The 16,537-nt window shown below is 70.1% G+C and carries 10 protein-coding genes; 8 read left to right on the top strand and 2 right to left on the bottom strand.

Going from position 1 to position 16,537, the window contains the following annotated elements:
• The first annotated feature begins 163 nt into the window (after positions 1–163).
• Positions 164–3,049 carry a substrate-binding domain-containing protein gene (locus QSK35_RS15490; RefSeq protein ID WP_285746585.1) on the top strand — a complete coding sequence of 962 codons (2,886 nt, stop codon included), beginning with the start codon at positions 164–166 and terminating at the stop codon, positions 3,047–3,049.
• A 183-nt stretch (positions 3,050–3,232) separates the two neighbouring features.
• Here the strand turns inward: QSK35_RS15490 and QSK35_RS15485 are convergent, their stop codons facing one another.
• Positions 3,233–4,033, bottom strand: coding sequence for a hypothetical protein (locus QSK35_RS15485; RefSeq protein WP_285746583.1), 801 nt, complete (start codon positions 4,031–4,033; stop codon positions 3,233–3,235).
• A gap of 218 nt (positions 4,034–4,251) precedes the next feature.
• Here QSK35_RS15485 and QSK35_RS15480 point away from each other — a divergent pair, with 218 nt between their 5' ends.
• The 7 genes from QSK35_RS15480 to QSK35_RS15450 all read left to right on the top strand — a co-directional run bounded on the left by QSK35_RS15480 (position 4,252) and on the right by QSK35_RS15450 (position 15,406).
• Positions 4,252–4,902 (top strand): DNA alkylation repair protein, encoded by a 651-nt coding sequence (locus tag QSK35_RS15480; protein ID WP_502881663.1) that lies wholly within the window; start codon positions 4,252–4,254, stop codon positions 4,900–4,902.
• Positions 4,903–4,943: 41 nt separating this feature from the next.
• Positions 4,944–6,995, top strand: coding sequence for a M6 family metalloprotease domain-containing protein (locus QSK35_RS15475; protein ID WP_285746579.1), 2,052 nt, complete (start codon positions 4,944–4,946; stop codon positions 6,993–6,995).
• 195 nt (positions 6,996–7,190) lie between these two features.
• On the top strand, positions 7,191–8,303 hold the full coding sequence (locus QSK35_RS15470) for a flavin-containing monooxygenase (protein WP_285746577.1): 1,113 nt from the start codon (positions 7,191–7,193) through the stop codon (positions 8,301–8,303).
• Complete coding sequence (locus tag QSK35_RS15465; RefSeq protein ID WP_285746575.1) at positions 8,296–12,432, top strand: non-ribosomal peptide synthetase; 4,137 nt, start codon at positions 8,296–8,298, stop codon at positions 12,430–12,432. Before QSK35_RS15470 ends, QSK35_RS15465 begins: the two co-directional genes overlap by 8 nt.
• Positions 12,422–13,042 carry a class I SAM-dependent methyltransferase gene (locus QSK35_RS15460; protein ID WP_285746573.1) on the top strand — a complete coding sequence of 207 codons (621 nt, stop codon included), beginning with the start codon at positions 12,422–12,424 and terminating at the stop codon, positions 13,040–13,042. The genes QSK35_RS15465 and QSK35_RS15460 overlap by 11 nt, the downstream gene beginning before the upstream one ends.
• Positions 13,039–14,361, top strand: a complete 1,323-nt coding sequence (locus tag QSK35_RS15455; protein WP_285746571.1) for a cytochrome P450 — start codon at positions 13,039–13,041, stop codon at positions 14,359–14,361. Before QSK35_RS15460 ends, QSK35_RS15455 begins: the two co-directional genes overlap by 4 nt.
• Complete coding sequence (locus QSK35_RS15450; protein WP_285746569.1) at positions 14,354–15,406, top strand: terpene synthase family protein; 1,053 nt, start codon at positions 14,354–14,356, stop codon at positions 15,404–15,406. Before QSK35_RS15455 ends, QSK35_RS15450 begins: the two co-directional genes overlap by 8 nt.
• Here the strand turns inward: QSK35_RS15450 and QSK35_RS15445 are convergent.
• Positions 15,403–16,323: an aminoglycoside phosphotransferase/kinase family protein gene (locus tag QSK35_RS15445; protein WP_285746567.1), complete on the bottom strand. Its 921-nt coding sequence runs from the start codon at positions 16,321–16,323 to the stop codon at positions 15,403–15,405. The two genes, QSK35_RS15450 and QSK35_RS15445, sit on opposite strands and share 4 nt — an antisense overlap.
• Between the last annotated feature and the right edge of the window lie 214 nt (positions 16,324–16,537).

The following is a 16,537-nucleotide window of genomic DNA, read 5'->3' as shown; positions in this document are numbered from 1 at the left end:
TGGCTCGTATGGTGAGGACCGTGCATCCGAACCAGGTCGGCGCAGGGCAAGGGAATCCGGCAGATCCCGGAGACCGCGGGTACCGGCCGCGGTGAGTGATCCACAAAGGACATGCCAAGGGCGCCGGCTCCGCCTCGGCGCCCTCAACATGTCGCTGGCCGGATTGTTTGAGGACGAATGGCTCGGCATGGCCGACGCCGCCCGCAAGCAGGACGCCGACCTCGTCACCTTCATCGGCCGTGAGCTGAGCGACCCGTTCGACTTCGGCGCGTCCGCCAACGCGGTCTACGAACTCGCCCGCAGCGCGCGGCTGGACGGCCTGGTCGTGTGGACGACGGCACTCAGCTCGCACTCCGGCCCGGCCGCCGTGGCGGAACTGTGCGACCGCCTCGGGCCGTTGCCGCTCGTCAGCATCGAACATCCGCTGCCGGGGCACCTGAGCGTGTTGTTCGACGACGCCGGCGGGACGAAGGCCGCGGTCGAGCACCTCCTCGACGTGCACGGCCACAGGCGGATCGCGTTCGTGCGCGGTCCGGCCACCCATCCCGGCGCCGAGCTGCGCTACCGCGGCTACCTCGAGGCGCTGGCCGCGCGAGGGATCCCGTTCGACCCCGACCTCGTGCCCGCCGCACCCGGCTGGTGGGAACCGAGGGCGGCGGCCGCCATGGCCGCCGAGGTGCAGGCGCACGGCCCGGACGCGATCGTCGCCGCGAGCGACTTCTTCGCCCAGGCGGCGATCGCCGGACTGCGCCGGATGGGACGGCGGGTCCCGGACGACATCGCCGTGGTGGGCTTCGACGACCTGCCCAACAGCGCCCACTTCGCGCTGGGACTGGACAACACCGACCCGGCCGTCGCGGGCCGGGCGGTCGAACGGTCGGTGAACTTCGGCTCCGCCCCGCCGCCGCTGACGACCGTGCGCATGCCGTTCGCCGACCTCGGCACGACGGCGGTGGAGCTGCTGCTCGCGCGGTTGCGCGGCGAGGCCGTCCCGGAGACGGTCACGTTGCCGCCCGAGCTCGTCGTGCGCCGCTCGTGCGGCTGCCTCTCGGTTCCCGCAGACGACGACCCGCGCCCGGACGAGCGGCTGCTTCGCGCCGCACAGGAAGCACTCGAAACCGGGCGTGCGGAAGGGTTCCTGGCCGCGGTGGACACCCTCGCCCGGACCGGGGGCGTCGACTCCGCGGCCTCCGCGCTCGCGGAACTGCGGCAGTGGGCCCGCCGCGAGCGGCCGCTCGACCAGCTGCCACCGGCCGAGGACCTCTGGCTGCGGACGCAGCGGCTGCTGGCCGAGATCGTCGGCCAGCAGCGCGAGTTCGAGCACCTGATCGTGGAGAAGCGCGACGAGGTCGTCCGCACGCTCGGGCAACGGCTGGTGACCGCACGGGAGGTCGGCGACCTCGGCGATGTGCTCACGGCCGAGCTGCCACGCGTCGGGATCCCGAGCTGCGCGGTCGCCCTGTACGACCCGCCGACGACCGAGTCGCAGGTGCCGCCGGGCGCCGTGCTCGCGCTCGCGTGCGACCGCGGCCGGCGGTTCGACGCACAGACCCGCTTCCCGACGCTGGAGCTGGCGCCCGACGAGTTCCTCGTCCGCGACGAGCCGGTCAGCTTCGTCGCGTTGCCCTTGTACTTCAAGGAGGAACGGCTCGGCTTCGTGCTCTTCGAGGCGGGTGTCCGAATCGGCTGGATCTACGAGGCCCTGCAGGGCCAGATCGCGAGCGCGCTGGCGGGCGTCATCCTCGTCGAACGGGAGCGCCGCGCGTTGGCCGAGGTCGAGGAGGGCCGGCGCCGCCTGGAGGAACGCGTCGCGGAACGCACGGCCGAGCTCGCCCGCGTCAACGCGGACCTCCGCGAACAGATGGCCGTTCGCGAGCGCGCGGAACGGACGCAGGCGCAGCTGGAGGAACAGCTGCGCCACTCGCAGAAGATGGAGGCCGTGGGCAGGCTGGCGGGCGGTATCGCGCACGACTTCAACAACCTGCTCGTCGTAATCAACGGCTACAGCGAGCTGCTCAAGGGGTGGCTCGCGGACGACGAGGAACTGCGCGAGGCCGCCGAGGAGATCCAGAGCGCGGGCGCCAGGGCGGCGGCGCTGACGCGGCAGCTGCTGACGTTCAGCCGCCAGGAGGTCCTGCAGCCGGCGCTGGTCGACCTGAACGACGTCGTCACCGGCGTCGAAGCCATGCTGCGCAGGCTGATCGCCGAGGACGTCGACCTCGTGACGCGGCTCGCGCCCTCCCCCGGCCTGGTACTCGCCGACCGCGGCCAGCTCGAACAGATCGTGGTGAACCTCGCCGTCAACGCCCGCGACGCCATGCCGGGCGGTGGCCGCCTGACGATCGCCACGGCCGAGGTCGAGCTGGACGAGCAGACCGCGGGCGAACGGCTCGGCGTGGAACCGGGCGGCTACGTCGTCCTGTCGATCACCGACACCGGCGTCGGCATGGACGCCGAGACACAGCGGCGGATCTTCGAGCCGTTCTTCACGACGAAACCCTCCGGCCAGGGCACAGGTCTGGGTCTCGCAACGGTTTTCGGCATCGTCCAGCGCAGCGGCGGGCACGTCACCGTCACGAGCGCGCCGGGTGTGGGCACCAGCTTCGAGGTCCACCTGCCGCGCTCGCTCGCCGGAGCCCGAGCTCCGGAACCCGAGCAGCGCCCGCACGTCCCGCACGTCGCCTCACGGGAGACGGTCCTGCTCGTCGAGGACGAGGCGTCGGTCCGCACCGCGACCCGATTGTTCCTGGAGCACTACGGTTACCGCGTGATCGAGGCGGCCAACGGCGCGGAGGCGCTCGCGGTCGCCGAGGACGTCGACGCCGTTGTCACCGACGTCGTCATGCCCGAGATGGGCGGCCGCGAGCTCGCCGAACGCCTGCAGGAGCTGCGTCCCGGCATTCCCGTCCTGTACGTGTCCGGGTACACGAACAGCGCCGAGGTGCGCGAGCACCTGTCGAGCCCGAGCGTCGCACTGCTGCAGAAGCCGTTCACCGCGGCCGTGCTGGCGCGCAAGGTACGTGAACTCCTTGCAGCACAACAGGACTGAGGGGCACAACTCCCCGAAGGCACAGGACAGGGTGCTCCGCCCGCATGGCAGGCGGAACACCCTGCTGACCGGCCCTGCACCGGTCCTGTTGAAGGACAACCGACGCGCTGGAGATCATCGGCCACAAAGGACAGACGGCGCGGACGTGCGCCGGTAGAACGACCTGACGCTGGAGTGCAGCCGCTAGGCCCGTCCCGCCGAGTAGTTCCGGAACATGATGTAGGTGTCGAGGATGTCCGACGACGCGCTCTGCACGGACCGGTAGATGCCCCACTTGGGGCGCACGTAGTCGCCCTCGTCCGGGATCTTCACGCCCGTCCGGTTGCCCTGCGCGGCGATCGGCGCTCCCGACCCGGTCCCGTTGCGGATGACACATCCGGCGGCACCGCTGGGGCCGGGCGTGAACGTCCATTCGATGGTGATCCACTTGTTGCGCAGCGGTGCGAGGTCGGTGGCCGCGATGTTCGGCGACCCGGAGTTGGCGTACGCGCGCGCCGCGATCACTTCCTTGCCACCGCTGCGCATCAGGTCCAGCACCACCCACGGCCCGCCGTTGGTCTTGGGGGTCTTGGTCTGGAAGATGTGCGTGAACTTGCTGGTGCCGTGCAGCGAAGCGGGGATGTACATCTCGTAGGAGAGCGTCCACTTCTCGCCGTTGCGCATCTTGATCGCGGTGCCGTTCTGCACCATGCCCTTGGACTCGGTGCGCTGACGGTCGCCACCGCCGGTGGTGTCGCGGTCGTCCTTCCAGATGTTGAACCGGTAGTGGTCGCCGCCCTCGACGACGACGTACTTGCGCTCGGGGTGGTGGCCACCGCGGTCGGCCTCGATGCCCTCGAACGCCTTGAGCCCGTCGGTCGCGGGGTTGGGGTGCCACAGCGGCGCGGCGGCGTGTGCGGTGGGCGCGGCGAGGAACGTGGCGGGAGCGGCCAGGGCCAGCGAGTGGAGGACGGTCCTTCGGCTGAAGCGGATGGGGTCCGGCATCGCGGTGTGTGTCCTTCCTGGCGGCGGGAGTCGACAGGGAGTGCACATCGGGGCGACGGAGTCCAGGCCCAAAGAGCCAGAACCTCCGATGTAATTCGTAACGAAAGTAGAACTCCGGCTCGTTGGCTGTCAACTGAAACCGTTTGTTTCCTCGACATTCGCGTCGCTGCGGAATCTCGTACGCTGTCGGGGTGTCCGAAACGACGGTTGCCCAGGTGATGGCCGAACTGGCCGCGCTCGAGGATCCGAAGGCGCGCGCGGTGAACGAGAAGCACGGCGACGACCACGGCGTGAATCTCGGCAAACTGCGGGCGCTCGCCAAGCGGCTGAAGACCCAGCAGGAACTCTCGCGGGACCTGTGGAGGACCGGCGACACCGCGGCCCGGCTGCTGGCGCTGCTGATCTGCCGCCCCAAGGCGTTCGAGCGCGACGAGCTGGACGCGATGCTCCGTGAGGCGCGCAAGCCCAAGGTGCACGACTGGGTCGTGAACTACGTGGTGAAGAAGAGCCCGCACGCCGAGGAGCTGCGCCTGGCGTGGTTCGCCGATCCGGATCCGGTCGTCGCGAGCGCCGGCTGGGCGTTGACCACCGACCTCGTGGCCCGCAAGCCCGAGGACCTCGACCTCCCGGGACTGCTCGACATTATCGAGGCGCGGATGAAGGACGCCCCGGACCGCCTGCAGTGGGCGATGAACCACTGCCTGGCCCAGATCGGCATCGAGCACCCCGAGCACCGCGCCCGCGCGATCGCCATCGGCGAACGCCTGCAGGTGCTCAAGGACTATCCGACACCGCCGAACTGCACGTCGCCGTTCGCGCCGATCTGGATCGCCGAGATGGTGCGACGGCAGGAGGTTTCCGTTAACTGACAACATTTCCGCCCGGCGACGCCGGGCGGTTCAGTGGTTCGATGAGCCACAGGTATCGGCACCCTGTCCTGCTGATCACCGCGCTGTTCTTCCTCGCCGCGCTCGTCGCGGGCAACTCCAGCGCGGTCGCAGCTCCTCCTTCGAACCCCTGGCAGTACGACCACTGGCCGCAGCAGCAGCCGTGGCAGCAGACCCGTGACTCCCTGCGGGTCGCGGCGCAGGCCGGGTTCCCCGGCCCGATCGACCCGCAGAACTGGGTCAACCCCGACCACATGACGTGGGAGCGTGACTACCGGAAGATCCCTGGAACGAACTGGGCGGACCCCGCGGTCAAGGGTTCTGTGCGCAACTTCAAGGGCGCGCTGGTGCTGCTCGACTACCCGAACCAGCCGTTCGTGGTGACGCAGCCGAAGCAGTCGACGGTGTTCGGCAACCCCAGCGCCGAGGCCCACGACATCCCGCGCGCCCAGGTCGCGCAGTTCTACCAGGACTTCCTCAACAAGCCGAACGGCGTCAACCGCGGCCACACCGTGCACGAGTACTGGATGGAGACCTCCGGCGGACGCTACGGCGTCGACCTGAAGGCGTTCGGTCCGTACACCATGCCGGGCAAGGACCACGAGTACGCCATGGAGTTCCAGGGCGGCACCGGTTGCCCGGCGGGCGACACGTGCAACCGCAACATCCGCACCGACGGCCGCGCCGCGTGGGTCGCCGACGTCGGCTCGGAGGTGCCGGCCGGATTCGACTTCGTCTACTACCTGTCCGCGGGCCAGGACGAGTCCGGGACGTGGCAGGAGTTCGGGATGATGAAGTTCCGGACCAAGGAGGACGTGACCGACGCGTTCGGCCCGCCCGACCCCGCCCTGCCGAACTGGACGCGCACCCGTTACGTCGACTGGACGTCGTGGGCGGCGGGCTCCAGCATCTGGCCCAACGCGGGCGGCGGCTCGTCCACCCAGGCGGAGAGCTCGGGCCAGGGCGTGTACGCGCACGAGCTGAGCCACATCCTCGGCATCGGCGACAACTACAACAACCCGTACGGCAACCCGCCGCGCCGCGACTACTCCGGCCCGTGGGACATGCTGTCGCGCGGCGCGTTCAACGGCCCCGGCGGCCCGCACTCGCGGTGGGTCATCCCGGCGACCGGCGGCGCGTCGATGGGCGCGCAACACCTGCTGCGCAACAAGATGAAGCTCGGCATCATCGACGACCGCAACGTGCTGCGCCTGTCCCGCGACAACCTGGCCAACTCCGGCATGGTCATCGCCAAGATCACCGCTCGCGAGGTGCAGCCGGGCGCGACCGGGTTGTCGGGCATCAACGTCACGCTCGGCACCGACCTCTCGCCCTCCTGCAACGTCCAGACCGACCCGTTCTGCGACGGCGGCGGATACCAGAACTACACGCTCGAGGTCGTGGACCGGATGGGCTCGGACTCGTTCACGCCGGACGCGGGCGTGCTACTGGCCAAGACGAAGAACGCCGACCAGGCGCCGTTCGCGTGGGTGATCGACGCCAACCCGCAGGACATCGGCATGACCGACTACGTCCTGCCGGACGGCACCAAGGTCCCCATCACGGTCGGCGACTACCGGCAGCTGTCGGACGCCCTGTTCCACGCGGGCACCAACTCGGGCAGTGAGTACGAGTACGTCGACCGGGCCAACAAGCTGCACTTCTACGTGTTGGACGTCAAACGCTCTCCGCAGGGCGTGCTGTCCTACACCGTGGCCGTCCGTTCGCTGGCCGGCGCGGGCCCGCAGCAGCGCGGTGTGCGGGTCACGCCGACCTCCGCCCGCACCGGCTCGGACGGCGTGGCGACGTGCCGGTTCCCCTTGACCAACACCGGTCGTGGCACCGGGCAGTACGTCGACGGTGACGTGTACCGGGTGTCGGCGAAGGCGGAGAACGGCTGGTCCGTCTCCGTGCCCAACGCCCTCGCGACGGCTCAGTTCGGCGCCCGCGTGGACGTGCCCGTGCACGTGAAGCGGGACAGCGGACCGGCGGTCGCGAAGGTGACCCTCACGGCCACGTCGGAGAGCAACCCGGCGAAGACCGCCACTGCCACCTGCACCGTGACCGGGCGGTAGCCGCTCCCGGCATCGACGCCGGCGCGATCCTGGTGATCGCGCCGGCGGCCCAGGATGCAATCACCACAACGGCCCAACTTTTCGTCACGTAGTGAGACGCGCAATACCCTTCCGCTACGTTTTGTGGATTTTCGTTACGTTTAATTGTTAATCCACCCCGTCGCTCCCATCCTTGGGGCCGACGGGAGTGGTTACATGATTCACGAAACCGATCAGTCCCATATAGTCATCGGTGCCGGCTCCGCCGGTCTCGCCACAGCAGCATCACTGCAGGCAGCAGGCCTGCGCGTGGTCGTCGTCGAACAGGGATCCCACCCCGGCGAGCGCTGGCGAAACCGTCCTGAAAGCCTCCGCCTCAATACCGCGCGAGCTTTGTCCGGTCTTCCAGGGTTCCCGATTCCGAGAAGATCAGGGACTTGGCCCAGCGGCGTAGATTACGCAGAGTATCTGAGTTCGTATGCCGACCGTCATCAAATAAAGATACGGTTCGGCCACACAGTGGAACGGGTCGACCGCGCGGACCCGTGGTCGGTCGTGCTCACCGACGGGACCGTGCTGTCCGCCGAGGCCGTGGTGGTGGCCACCGGCTGGGCGGCCCGCCCGTACCTCCCGGCGTGGCCCGGTGGGTTCAGCGGCCGGCTGCTGCACGCGGCCGACTACCGGACGCCCGAGGAGTTCGCCGGAAAACACGTGCTCGTGGTGGGTTCCGGCAACTCCGGAGTCGAGACCGCGGTCGAACTGCTCGGCGTCGCGGCCGAGGTGCGGCTCGCGGTGCGCACCCCGCCGTTGATCATCCCCAGCGACCCGGTGCTGCAGTACTTCGGCGCGCTGTTCGGCTGGTTGTCCGACTCGGTGAAGGACAAGCTGAGCCTCTACACCCACCGCAAGTACTACGGCGATCTCGCCGAGCACGGCCTCGGCGTGCCGGTCGAGGGTGCCTGCACCCGGTTCAACCGCGACCGGCTCGCCCCCACCGCGGAACGCGGCCTCGCCGCCGCTGTCCGAAGTGGACGGTTGAAGATCACCGCTGCCGTGGAGGGCTTCGAGGGCGACACGGTCTGCCTCGCCAGCGGCGATCGGCTGCGGCCGGACGTCGTCATCGCGGCCACCGGATTCCGGCCCGCGTTCGCCGACCTCGTCGGGCACCTCGGCGTGCTCGACGACGAGGGCCTGCCGCCCGAGCCCGGCGCCGACGGCCTGTTCTTCGTCGGCGCGCCGTCGTTGCGCGGCGACCTGCGCATGCACGGCCACCAGGCGCGTCGGGTCGTCAGGGCAGTGAGGACCATGAAACGGAGCAGCCATGTCTGACCTGCGCGTCGTAGCGGAGAACCAGCAGACGAAGTGGAACTCGACGGAGGTCGACCTTTCGCTGGCACCGCTACCCGTGTTGCTGAGGCGGACGATCGCCGAGCATCCGGAGAAAGTCGCACTGCGGGACTCGACCGGCATGCTGACCTACGCCGAACTCGGCACCCGGATCGACAGCCTGGCCGCGCACCTGAGATCGCTCGGGCTCAGGCGCGTGGCGTGCGAACTGCCACGCGGCATGGACGCCGTGGTGACGCAGGCCGCGGTGTTCGCCGCGGGCGCGACCTACGTGCCCGGCAACGCCACCGACGTCGTCCCGGCGGACCTCGTGATCTCCGAACCCCCTGCGCCACCGGAGCTGGCGGGCCCGCTCGACGTAAAGCTCGACGACATCGCCTACGTGATCCGCACCTCGGGCACGTCGGGCCGGCCGAAGCCGGTCGCCGTGTCGCACCGCGCCATCGCGAACTCCACGCTCGCCCGGTTGCACCGTTATCCCACACCGGTCACCGCGTTCGCGCTGATCTCGCCGATGACGTTCGACTCGAGCCTCGCCGGGATCTGGTGGACCCTGCTCTGCGGCGGCGAACTGCGGTTGCTGTCTCCGGACACCTCCGAAGCGGTCACCGAGCTCGCCGAGGCGATGTCCGGCGGCGCCGTCAGCCACACGCTGCTGACCCCGTCACTACACCGCGCCGCGTTGTCCACTATGGACAAAGCAAAGCCGGGCCTGCGGCAGGTCATCGTGGCGGGTGAGCCCTGCCCGCGGGAACTGGTGTCCGAGCACTACCGGATGCTGCCGGACGTCGCGCTGGTCAACGAGTACGGCCCGACCGAGGCCGCCGTGTGGTGCACCGCGGCGACGTTGCTGCCGGGCGCGGACGTGGTCGTCGGCACGCCGATCGCGAACACCGAGGTCTGGGTGGTCGACGACACGGGCGGGCTCGCCCCGGTCGGCGAGCTCGGCGAGGTGTGCGTCGCCGGCGCCGGTCTCGCCGACGGCTACCTCGGTGACCCGGAGCTGACCCGCGCGAAGTTCGGGCCCCACCCGCTCGACCCGGACCGGCTCGCCTACCGCACCGGCGACCTCGGCCGCTGGCGTGCGGACGGACAGCTGGAGCTGCGCGGCCGGCTCGACAACCAGGTCAAGATCCGTGGCTATCGGGTCGAACCGGACGGGGTGGCCGCCGCGTTGCGCCGTCATGACGGGGTTCGGGACGCCGTGGTGGTGCATCGCGACGGGCTCGTCGCGTACGTGGTGCCCGAGTGGGACGAGGAGTCCGCCGCCGACGAGCTGCGGCAGGCGTGGACCGGCGTCGTCGACGACCTCGACCAGCACGACGAGCGCAGCGGCTGGACCAGCAGCGCCACCGGTGAACGACTGTCCGAAGAGGACATGACCGAGTGGGTGGCGGCGACGGTCGCGCTCGCGTCGGAAGGCGCACCGGAGTCGGTGCTGGAGCTGGGCTGCGGCACGGGCCAGCTGCTGACGCCGCTCGCGGCCGGACGGTCGCGAGTCGTCGGTGTGGACGTGTCGAAACCGGCGCTGGACGCGTTGGGCGAACGGCTGCGCGCGGCCGGGCTCGGCCACGTCGAGCTGCGCCACGGCGACGCGCGCACCACCGAGACCGGGTTCGACCTGGTGCTGTGCAACTCGGTCACCCAGTACTTCCCGAGCGAGGACTACCTGACCGAGGTCGTGACGGGTGCCGTCAACGCGGGCCGGCGGGTCGTCATCGGCGACGTGCTCGACCTGGGGCTGCGCGACGCGTTCCACGCCGCCGTCGTGCTCGCGTCGGCCGGGGACGACGAGCCGTCCGCCCGGCTGCGCGAACGCTGGCGGCGGCGCGTCGAGCGGGATCCGCAACTGCTCGTCGATCCGCGGTGGTTCCAGGGCAAGCAGTTCGAGGTCCGGCCGCGCCGGGGCCGCCGGCGCAACGAGATGAACGACTTCCGGTTCGACGTCGTCAGCTCGCCCGATACCGGCATCGAGGTCGCATGGCGCGACTGGTCCGGCGACATCGAGTTGGCCGGCGCGGAACCCATTGGTGTGCAACGGATCCCGAACGCGCGCTGCGCCGGTGCATGTGCGGTGCGGTCGGCGTTGCCGGACGACTCGCTGACCGCCGCGGACCTGCGCCGGATCGCGGCCGAGGCCGAGGCGTCCGCGGTGCACCCCGAAGATCTCGTGGCGAAGGCGCGGGAGGCGGGGTGGACCGTCCGGCTCTCCAGGGCGTCGGGCTGGCCGCAGGGTGAGCTGGACGCCGTGTTCTTCCCGCCGGGCAAGGAAAGCGCGGTGCGCTGGCCCGCGCCCCAGCCCGGCGGTGACCTCGTCAGCGCTCCGCTGCACAGGCACGTGATCGCCGGCGCCACCGAACGCCTGCTCCCGGAGTTGCGTGAGCACGCCGCCAAGGTGCTCGCCGACTACGAACGTCCGATCGCGTACGTCGCGCTCACCGGGCTGCCGCTGACCGCACACGGCAAGATCGACCTTGCGGCGTTGCCCGCGCCGTCCGCGGATCGGCCCGAGCTGAGCACGCCGTACGTCCCGCCGGTCGGTCCGGTCGAGTGCCGGGTCGCCGAGGTGCTGGCGTCGTTGCTCGGTGTCGACCGGGTCGGGCTGCACGACGACTTCGTCGAACTGGGTGGCGACTCGTTGCTGGCGATGCGCGCGGCCGTGCGGCTGGGCGACCACTTCGGTGTCCCGCTGCCGATCCGGACGGTGTTCGATCTGCCGACCGTGGCACAGCTCGCCGCGCGGCTGGCCGAGTCACCACGGGCCGCCCGGCCGGAGTCGCCCGACGCGCCCGAGGGGTTCGGCGAACGGCTGCCGCTGAGCCTGTCGCAGATGCTGATCTGGGGCATCGACGTTCAGCTCCAGACGGGCCTGCTGGCCGGTCCCGAGTGCAAGCTGGAGTTCCACTACCGCATCCACGGCCCGCTGGACACCGAGGTGCTGAGCGCTGCGGTCGACGAACTCGTCGCCCGGCACGAGTCGCTGCGGCTGACCGTGCACCTCGAGCCGGACATGATGAAGTGCTACCAGGTGGTCGACCCACCGGGCACCGGGCTGCTGGAGACCGTCGCGAGCGTCGGCGAACTGCGGCCGCTGTCGATCACCGACGGCCGGGTGTTCGCCGCCGGCCTGGTCCGGTACTCCGACGACGACCACGTGCTCGTGCTGCGCATGCACCACATCGTGGCCGACGCGTTCACCGTGGACATCGTCGAACAGGAGCTTTCCGCGCTGTACAACGGCAAATCCCTGCCCGAGCCGGTCAGCTACCGGGCAGTGCTCGCCCGGCCGCCGGCACCACCGGACGAGGCGGACATCTCGTACTGGGCGGCGAAGGTCGCCGGGTGTAGCCCGATCGAACTCATCCCACCGTCCAGTGTGGACTCGATGCTGCCGCACAGCACGGAGCTGCGGTCCATCCTGCTACCGGCCGGCGAGGCGCAGGCGTTCCTGAGGTTCGCCCGTGACCACAAGACCACGGCGTTCACCGCGCTCTACACGGTGTTCGCGGCCCTGGTCGCCGCCGACACCGGCGACACCGACGTGCGGATGCTGGCCGTCAACGGGGCCCGCAAGGACGCGGAGCTGCAACGCATGGCGGGCATCTGGGTCGACGGGACCCTGTTGCGGCACCGGCTGCGCACCGACCTGCCCGCCTCCGAGGTACTCGCCGCGGCCAACGCCGACGTGCACGGCGCGCTGCGGCACGACAGCGTCCCGCTGCTCGGGCTGGCACAGATCCTGCCGGACATGACGGCGATCTTCACGCAGTCGCAGGGCATCGTGTTCGAGCTGCTCGGGCCGTCGACCGGACTGGACCTGGCCGGGTGCCCGTCCGAGCGCACCGACCAGTTCATGGACGAGTTCCCCGGCAAGGTGTTCCAGCTCCCCACCAACCTGGCGGTCGTCGCCCGGCCCGTGGGCGACACACTGCGGCTCACCGGAATGTTCGACCCCACGTTCGCACCACAGTCCTATATGGATGGACTGTTGACGCGGATGCGGGAGCTGATGGCCGCGTTCGCCGAACAGGCCGACCGCCCGCTCGGCGAGCTGCTGTCCGCCGACGAGTGGCTGACCTCACTGTGGAAGGAGCACGAAGGTGGTGCGTAGCCATCCGATCTACGCCGCGCTGTACGACCGGCTCAACAACTACGCCGAGGTCGACTGGCTCGGCCGCGCACGGCAGTGGGTCGCCGACCGGTCGAAGGGCACGGTGCTGGAGATCGGCGCGGGCACGGGCATGAACATGGTGCGGTTCACCGACGTCGACGAGTACATCGCCTGCGAGCCGGACCCTGCGTACCGCAGGCGGCTGCTGCGCCGCGTGCCCGAGTCACGGGTGCCGGTGCGGGTCATCGACTGTCCCGCCGAACAGCTGTCGCTGCCGGACCACAGCGTCGACACCGTGATCAGCACGCTCACCCTCTGCTCGGTCGAAGACCCGGCGCGGGCGGTGTCCGAGATCGCTCGCGTGCTGCGGCCCGGCGGTGAGCTGCTGCTGTTCGAGCACATCCGCAACGGCCGGCTGCTGCAGCGGTTGTGCACGCCCGCGTTCCGGCTGTTCGTGGGTGGGTGCCGGATCACCCGGCCGACGCTGGACACCGTGCGCGCCAAGGGTTTCCAGGTCGAGGTGATCGACAGCCTCGAACTGTCCGGCGCCACCTCCGTCATGGCCCCGTTCGTCACTGCGGTCGCCCACCTGCCAGGAGACCCGGCATGACCCCACCCGTACTGCCCGGCCGGCTTCCGCTGGTGGGGCACGCGCTCACGCTGGTTCGCCGCCCGCTAGAGCTGATGAGCGGCGCCGACCCGGACGACGACATCGCCGTCCTCTACGGCGGGTGGCAGCCGTGGTACCTCGTCAGCAGCCCCGAGCTGGCACAGCAGATCTTCGTCGAGGACGCGAGGAAGTTCGACCGCGGCATGATCTTCGAAGCCGTCGCCCGCATCGTCGGCAAGACCTCGCTGACCGCCGACGGGGACCTGCACAGGCAACGCCGCCGCCTGGTGCAGCCGACCCTCGACCGGCGCCGCATTCCGGAGTACGCGCCCACGATGGCCTCCGCCGCGCACGACCTCGTGGCGTCGTGGCGGGACGGCGAACGGCTGCCGCTGGACGACCTGCTCAACGACTTCAGCTTCGAGGTCGTCACCAGAACTCTGGTGACGGCGGGCATCGACGAGGCACGGGTGGCGGATTTCAAGCGGTACCTGCCGCCGGCGCTCGCCGGCATCACGAAGTCGATGTACGACCCGACCGGCCTGATGCGCCACATCCCCACCCCGGACAACCGGCGCACCAACCACGCCATCAGGCAGGTGCGCGCGACGATCGCGGACGCCGTCGCGTACCTCCGGACGAGCGGCGAGGACCACGGCGACATGTTGTCCACTTTGGTCCGTGACGGGCATGGCCTTTCGGACCAGGAGATCTGCGACGAGGCGATGGCGTTGCTGGTCGCGGGCACCGAGACGATCACCTCCGCGCTCAGCTGGGCGATCCACCTCATGACCGAGAGTCCCGAAGTACAGCAACGGGTTCAGGTCGAGCTCGACGAGGTGCTGTCCGGCCGGCCGATCACCGTCGGGGACGTGCCGAAGCTCGACTACCTGCGGCGGATGTTCACCGAGATCCTGCGCCTGTACCCGCCTGGCTGGCTGGTGTCGCGCCGCACGCTGACCGAGGTGCGGCTCGGCGACGTGGTCGTGCCCGCCCGCAGGCCGGTGTTCGTGTGCCTCTACACGTTGCACCGCCGGAAGGAGAACTTCCCGGACCCGGACCGGTTCGACCCGGACCGCTGGCTGCCGGAGCGCGCGAAGTCGTTGCCGCGCGAGGCTTATCTGCCGTTCAGCACCGGGATGCACCGCTGCCCCGGCGACCACTTCGCGTGGACGATGGCGAGCGTCCTGCTCGCCGCGCTGTGCCAACGCTGGCACCTCACCGCGGCCGGAGACCCGATCACACCCACCGCCGCCCCCACCCTGCGCCCCTCCCACCTGGACGTGATCGTCACCTCCCGAGGAGCTGACCGTGATTGACTTCGTAGTGCCGTACCACCCTTCCCTGCGCTTCGACATGCCGATCCCCTACGGCGGCATGAACCGGCACATCTGGGCCGCCCACGACCGGATGTTCGACTGGCTCGCCGCGCACGGCATGCTGCCGTCCACCGGAAACCTCAGTGTTCTCAAGGGTTCCCGCTGCGACCTGCTGACGGGCGGCTTCTACCCCAACGCCGACATGCCGACGCTGGTCCTGCTCGACCAGTTCATGGGCTGGGGTTTCGTGCTCGATGACCAGATCGACGACGCCGACGTCGGCCTCGACCGCGACCGCACCGCCGCCGTGATAGCCGAGTTCGTCGACATCCTCAACGACACCCCACCGCCCCGGCTCACCCCGGCGGGCACCGCGCTGGCCGACTGGTGGGCCCGCCTGACGGCGGTCTCGACCGAGGAGAGCTGGCGCAGGCAGTTCGTGCACTCCACCGTGGCATGGCTGGAGACCATGCCGTTGGAGGCCAGGCACTGGGCGGACGGCTACGTCCCGGGGTTCGACGAGTACCTGGCCTACCGGCACCTGTCGATCGCCAGCTGGCCGTACAGCGACCTGTGCGAGATCGCCGACCACGCCGAACTGCCGGGTCCGGTGCGCGAGCTGCCCGCGTTCGCCGAGATGCGGCTCGCGATGGCACACCACGTGGGGCTGGCGAACGACGTCATCTCCTACGAGAAGCAACGGGACGTCGGACGCCAGCACGACGCGATCACCATCCTGTGCCACGAGACCGGCTGCACACCGGCCGAAGGACTGAGACGGGTGGTGGAGATCGTCAACGGCTACCTCGCGGACTTCGTCGACAGCCGGGACCGCTTCCTCGACCAGGTACGCGATGCGGGGTTCTCACCGGAGATCCAGCGCATCGCGCGCCTCACCGCCGAGTCACTCGGCACGCACCTGCGCGCCGCCGTGGAGTGGGAGATCCTTGCTGCCGAACGCTTCGGTGACGACTACTACTACAAGCGCGGCAACGACCCGAGCGTCGACGACGTCCTGGTCCACCCGCACGCGCTGAGGGTCTAGGCGTTCGCCAGCCGGAGCCGTTCGGCCGCCTGCGCACGGACCGCTTCACCACACACCGGGGAATCGCCGTGCAGCGCCTCCCAGCGGGCGTTGTGCACCACCGGCCACAGGCTTGCCGCCCACGCGATCTCTTGTTCCTCCGCGGTGAACCGCCGCCCGCGGAGGTCCTGATAGGCCGCCAGGAACGCGGCGGAGCTCTCGATCGGCGCCAGCGTCGGCGGCGACGCACTGGCGAACGCCCCGCACGCCGCACCCACCAGTGCCGCCTCCGGTTGCCACGCCAGGCTGTCCCAGTCGTGCACCGCCCACACTTCCGTTCCGTGCCAACGAAGGTTCTGCGCCTCGAAGTCGGCGTGGCCCAAGACGCACGGCAGCCCGGCCGCCAGCAACCGCTTGCGGGCCCGCTCCGCCGTGTCGACGACGTACGCGGGCACGACGCTCTGGTCCCGCTCGTCGAGGAAGCCGATCGCCGGCCACAGCCCGGAATCCGAGTGGTCCCACCGCGCCCAGCGCGGGTTCGGCAGCGGCGGCGGGACGGTCACGCCGGCCAGTTCCGCCATCAGCCGGGCGAACACCGCCGCGTAGCGCACCGCGATGTCCGGTGAGTCGCCGCGGAGCAGTTCACCGCCGGGCCGGGACTCCTCGGCGTGCACGGCCAGCGCACCGACGCCGACGACCGGCGTGATCGGCCGGGCGCACGGAAACCCGCGCTCCGCCAGCCGAGCCTGCGCCGCGACGCACGCCTCGGCCCGGCCGTCGTCCTCCCGTGCCTTCACCACGACGTCGCGCCCACCGGCCAGCCGCAGCCCGAACACCGCCGAGATCGACACCCGCTCGAACAGCACGCCGACCGGCTCCTCCCCCAGCTGGTCCACACACCAGTCCGGCAGCCAGTCGGGCAGATCGTCCAACCTCACGGTGACGACCCTGCCACAGGAACCCTGTGTCCCGAGCGTCTGCAAGGACCACTAACCCGTGATCAAACCGGTTTTCTACTACCAACTCGGCGAGCTTCCCGAGTCGGTAGTAGAAGACGGCGATTTGAGGGGCAGTTGGTGGTACTTGCAGACGCCACCAGAAACACTGGGTGGGCAGCGAAGCCCGGCTTCGCCGCCCACCCCGATCACGCCA

The sequence above is a fragment of the Lentzea sp. NBRC 105346 genome, assembly GCF_030269605.1.
Lineage (GTDB): Bacteria > Actinomycetota > Actinomycetes > Mycobacteriales > Pseudonocardiaceae > Lentzea.
The sequence above is the reverse complement of the archived record's forward strand: the minus strand, read 5'-3'. Positions and strand labels throughout refer to the sequence as shown.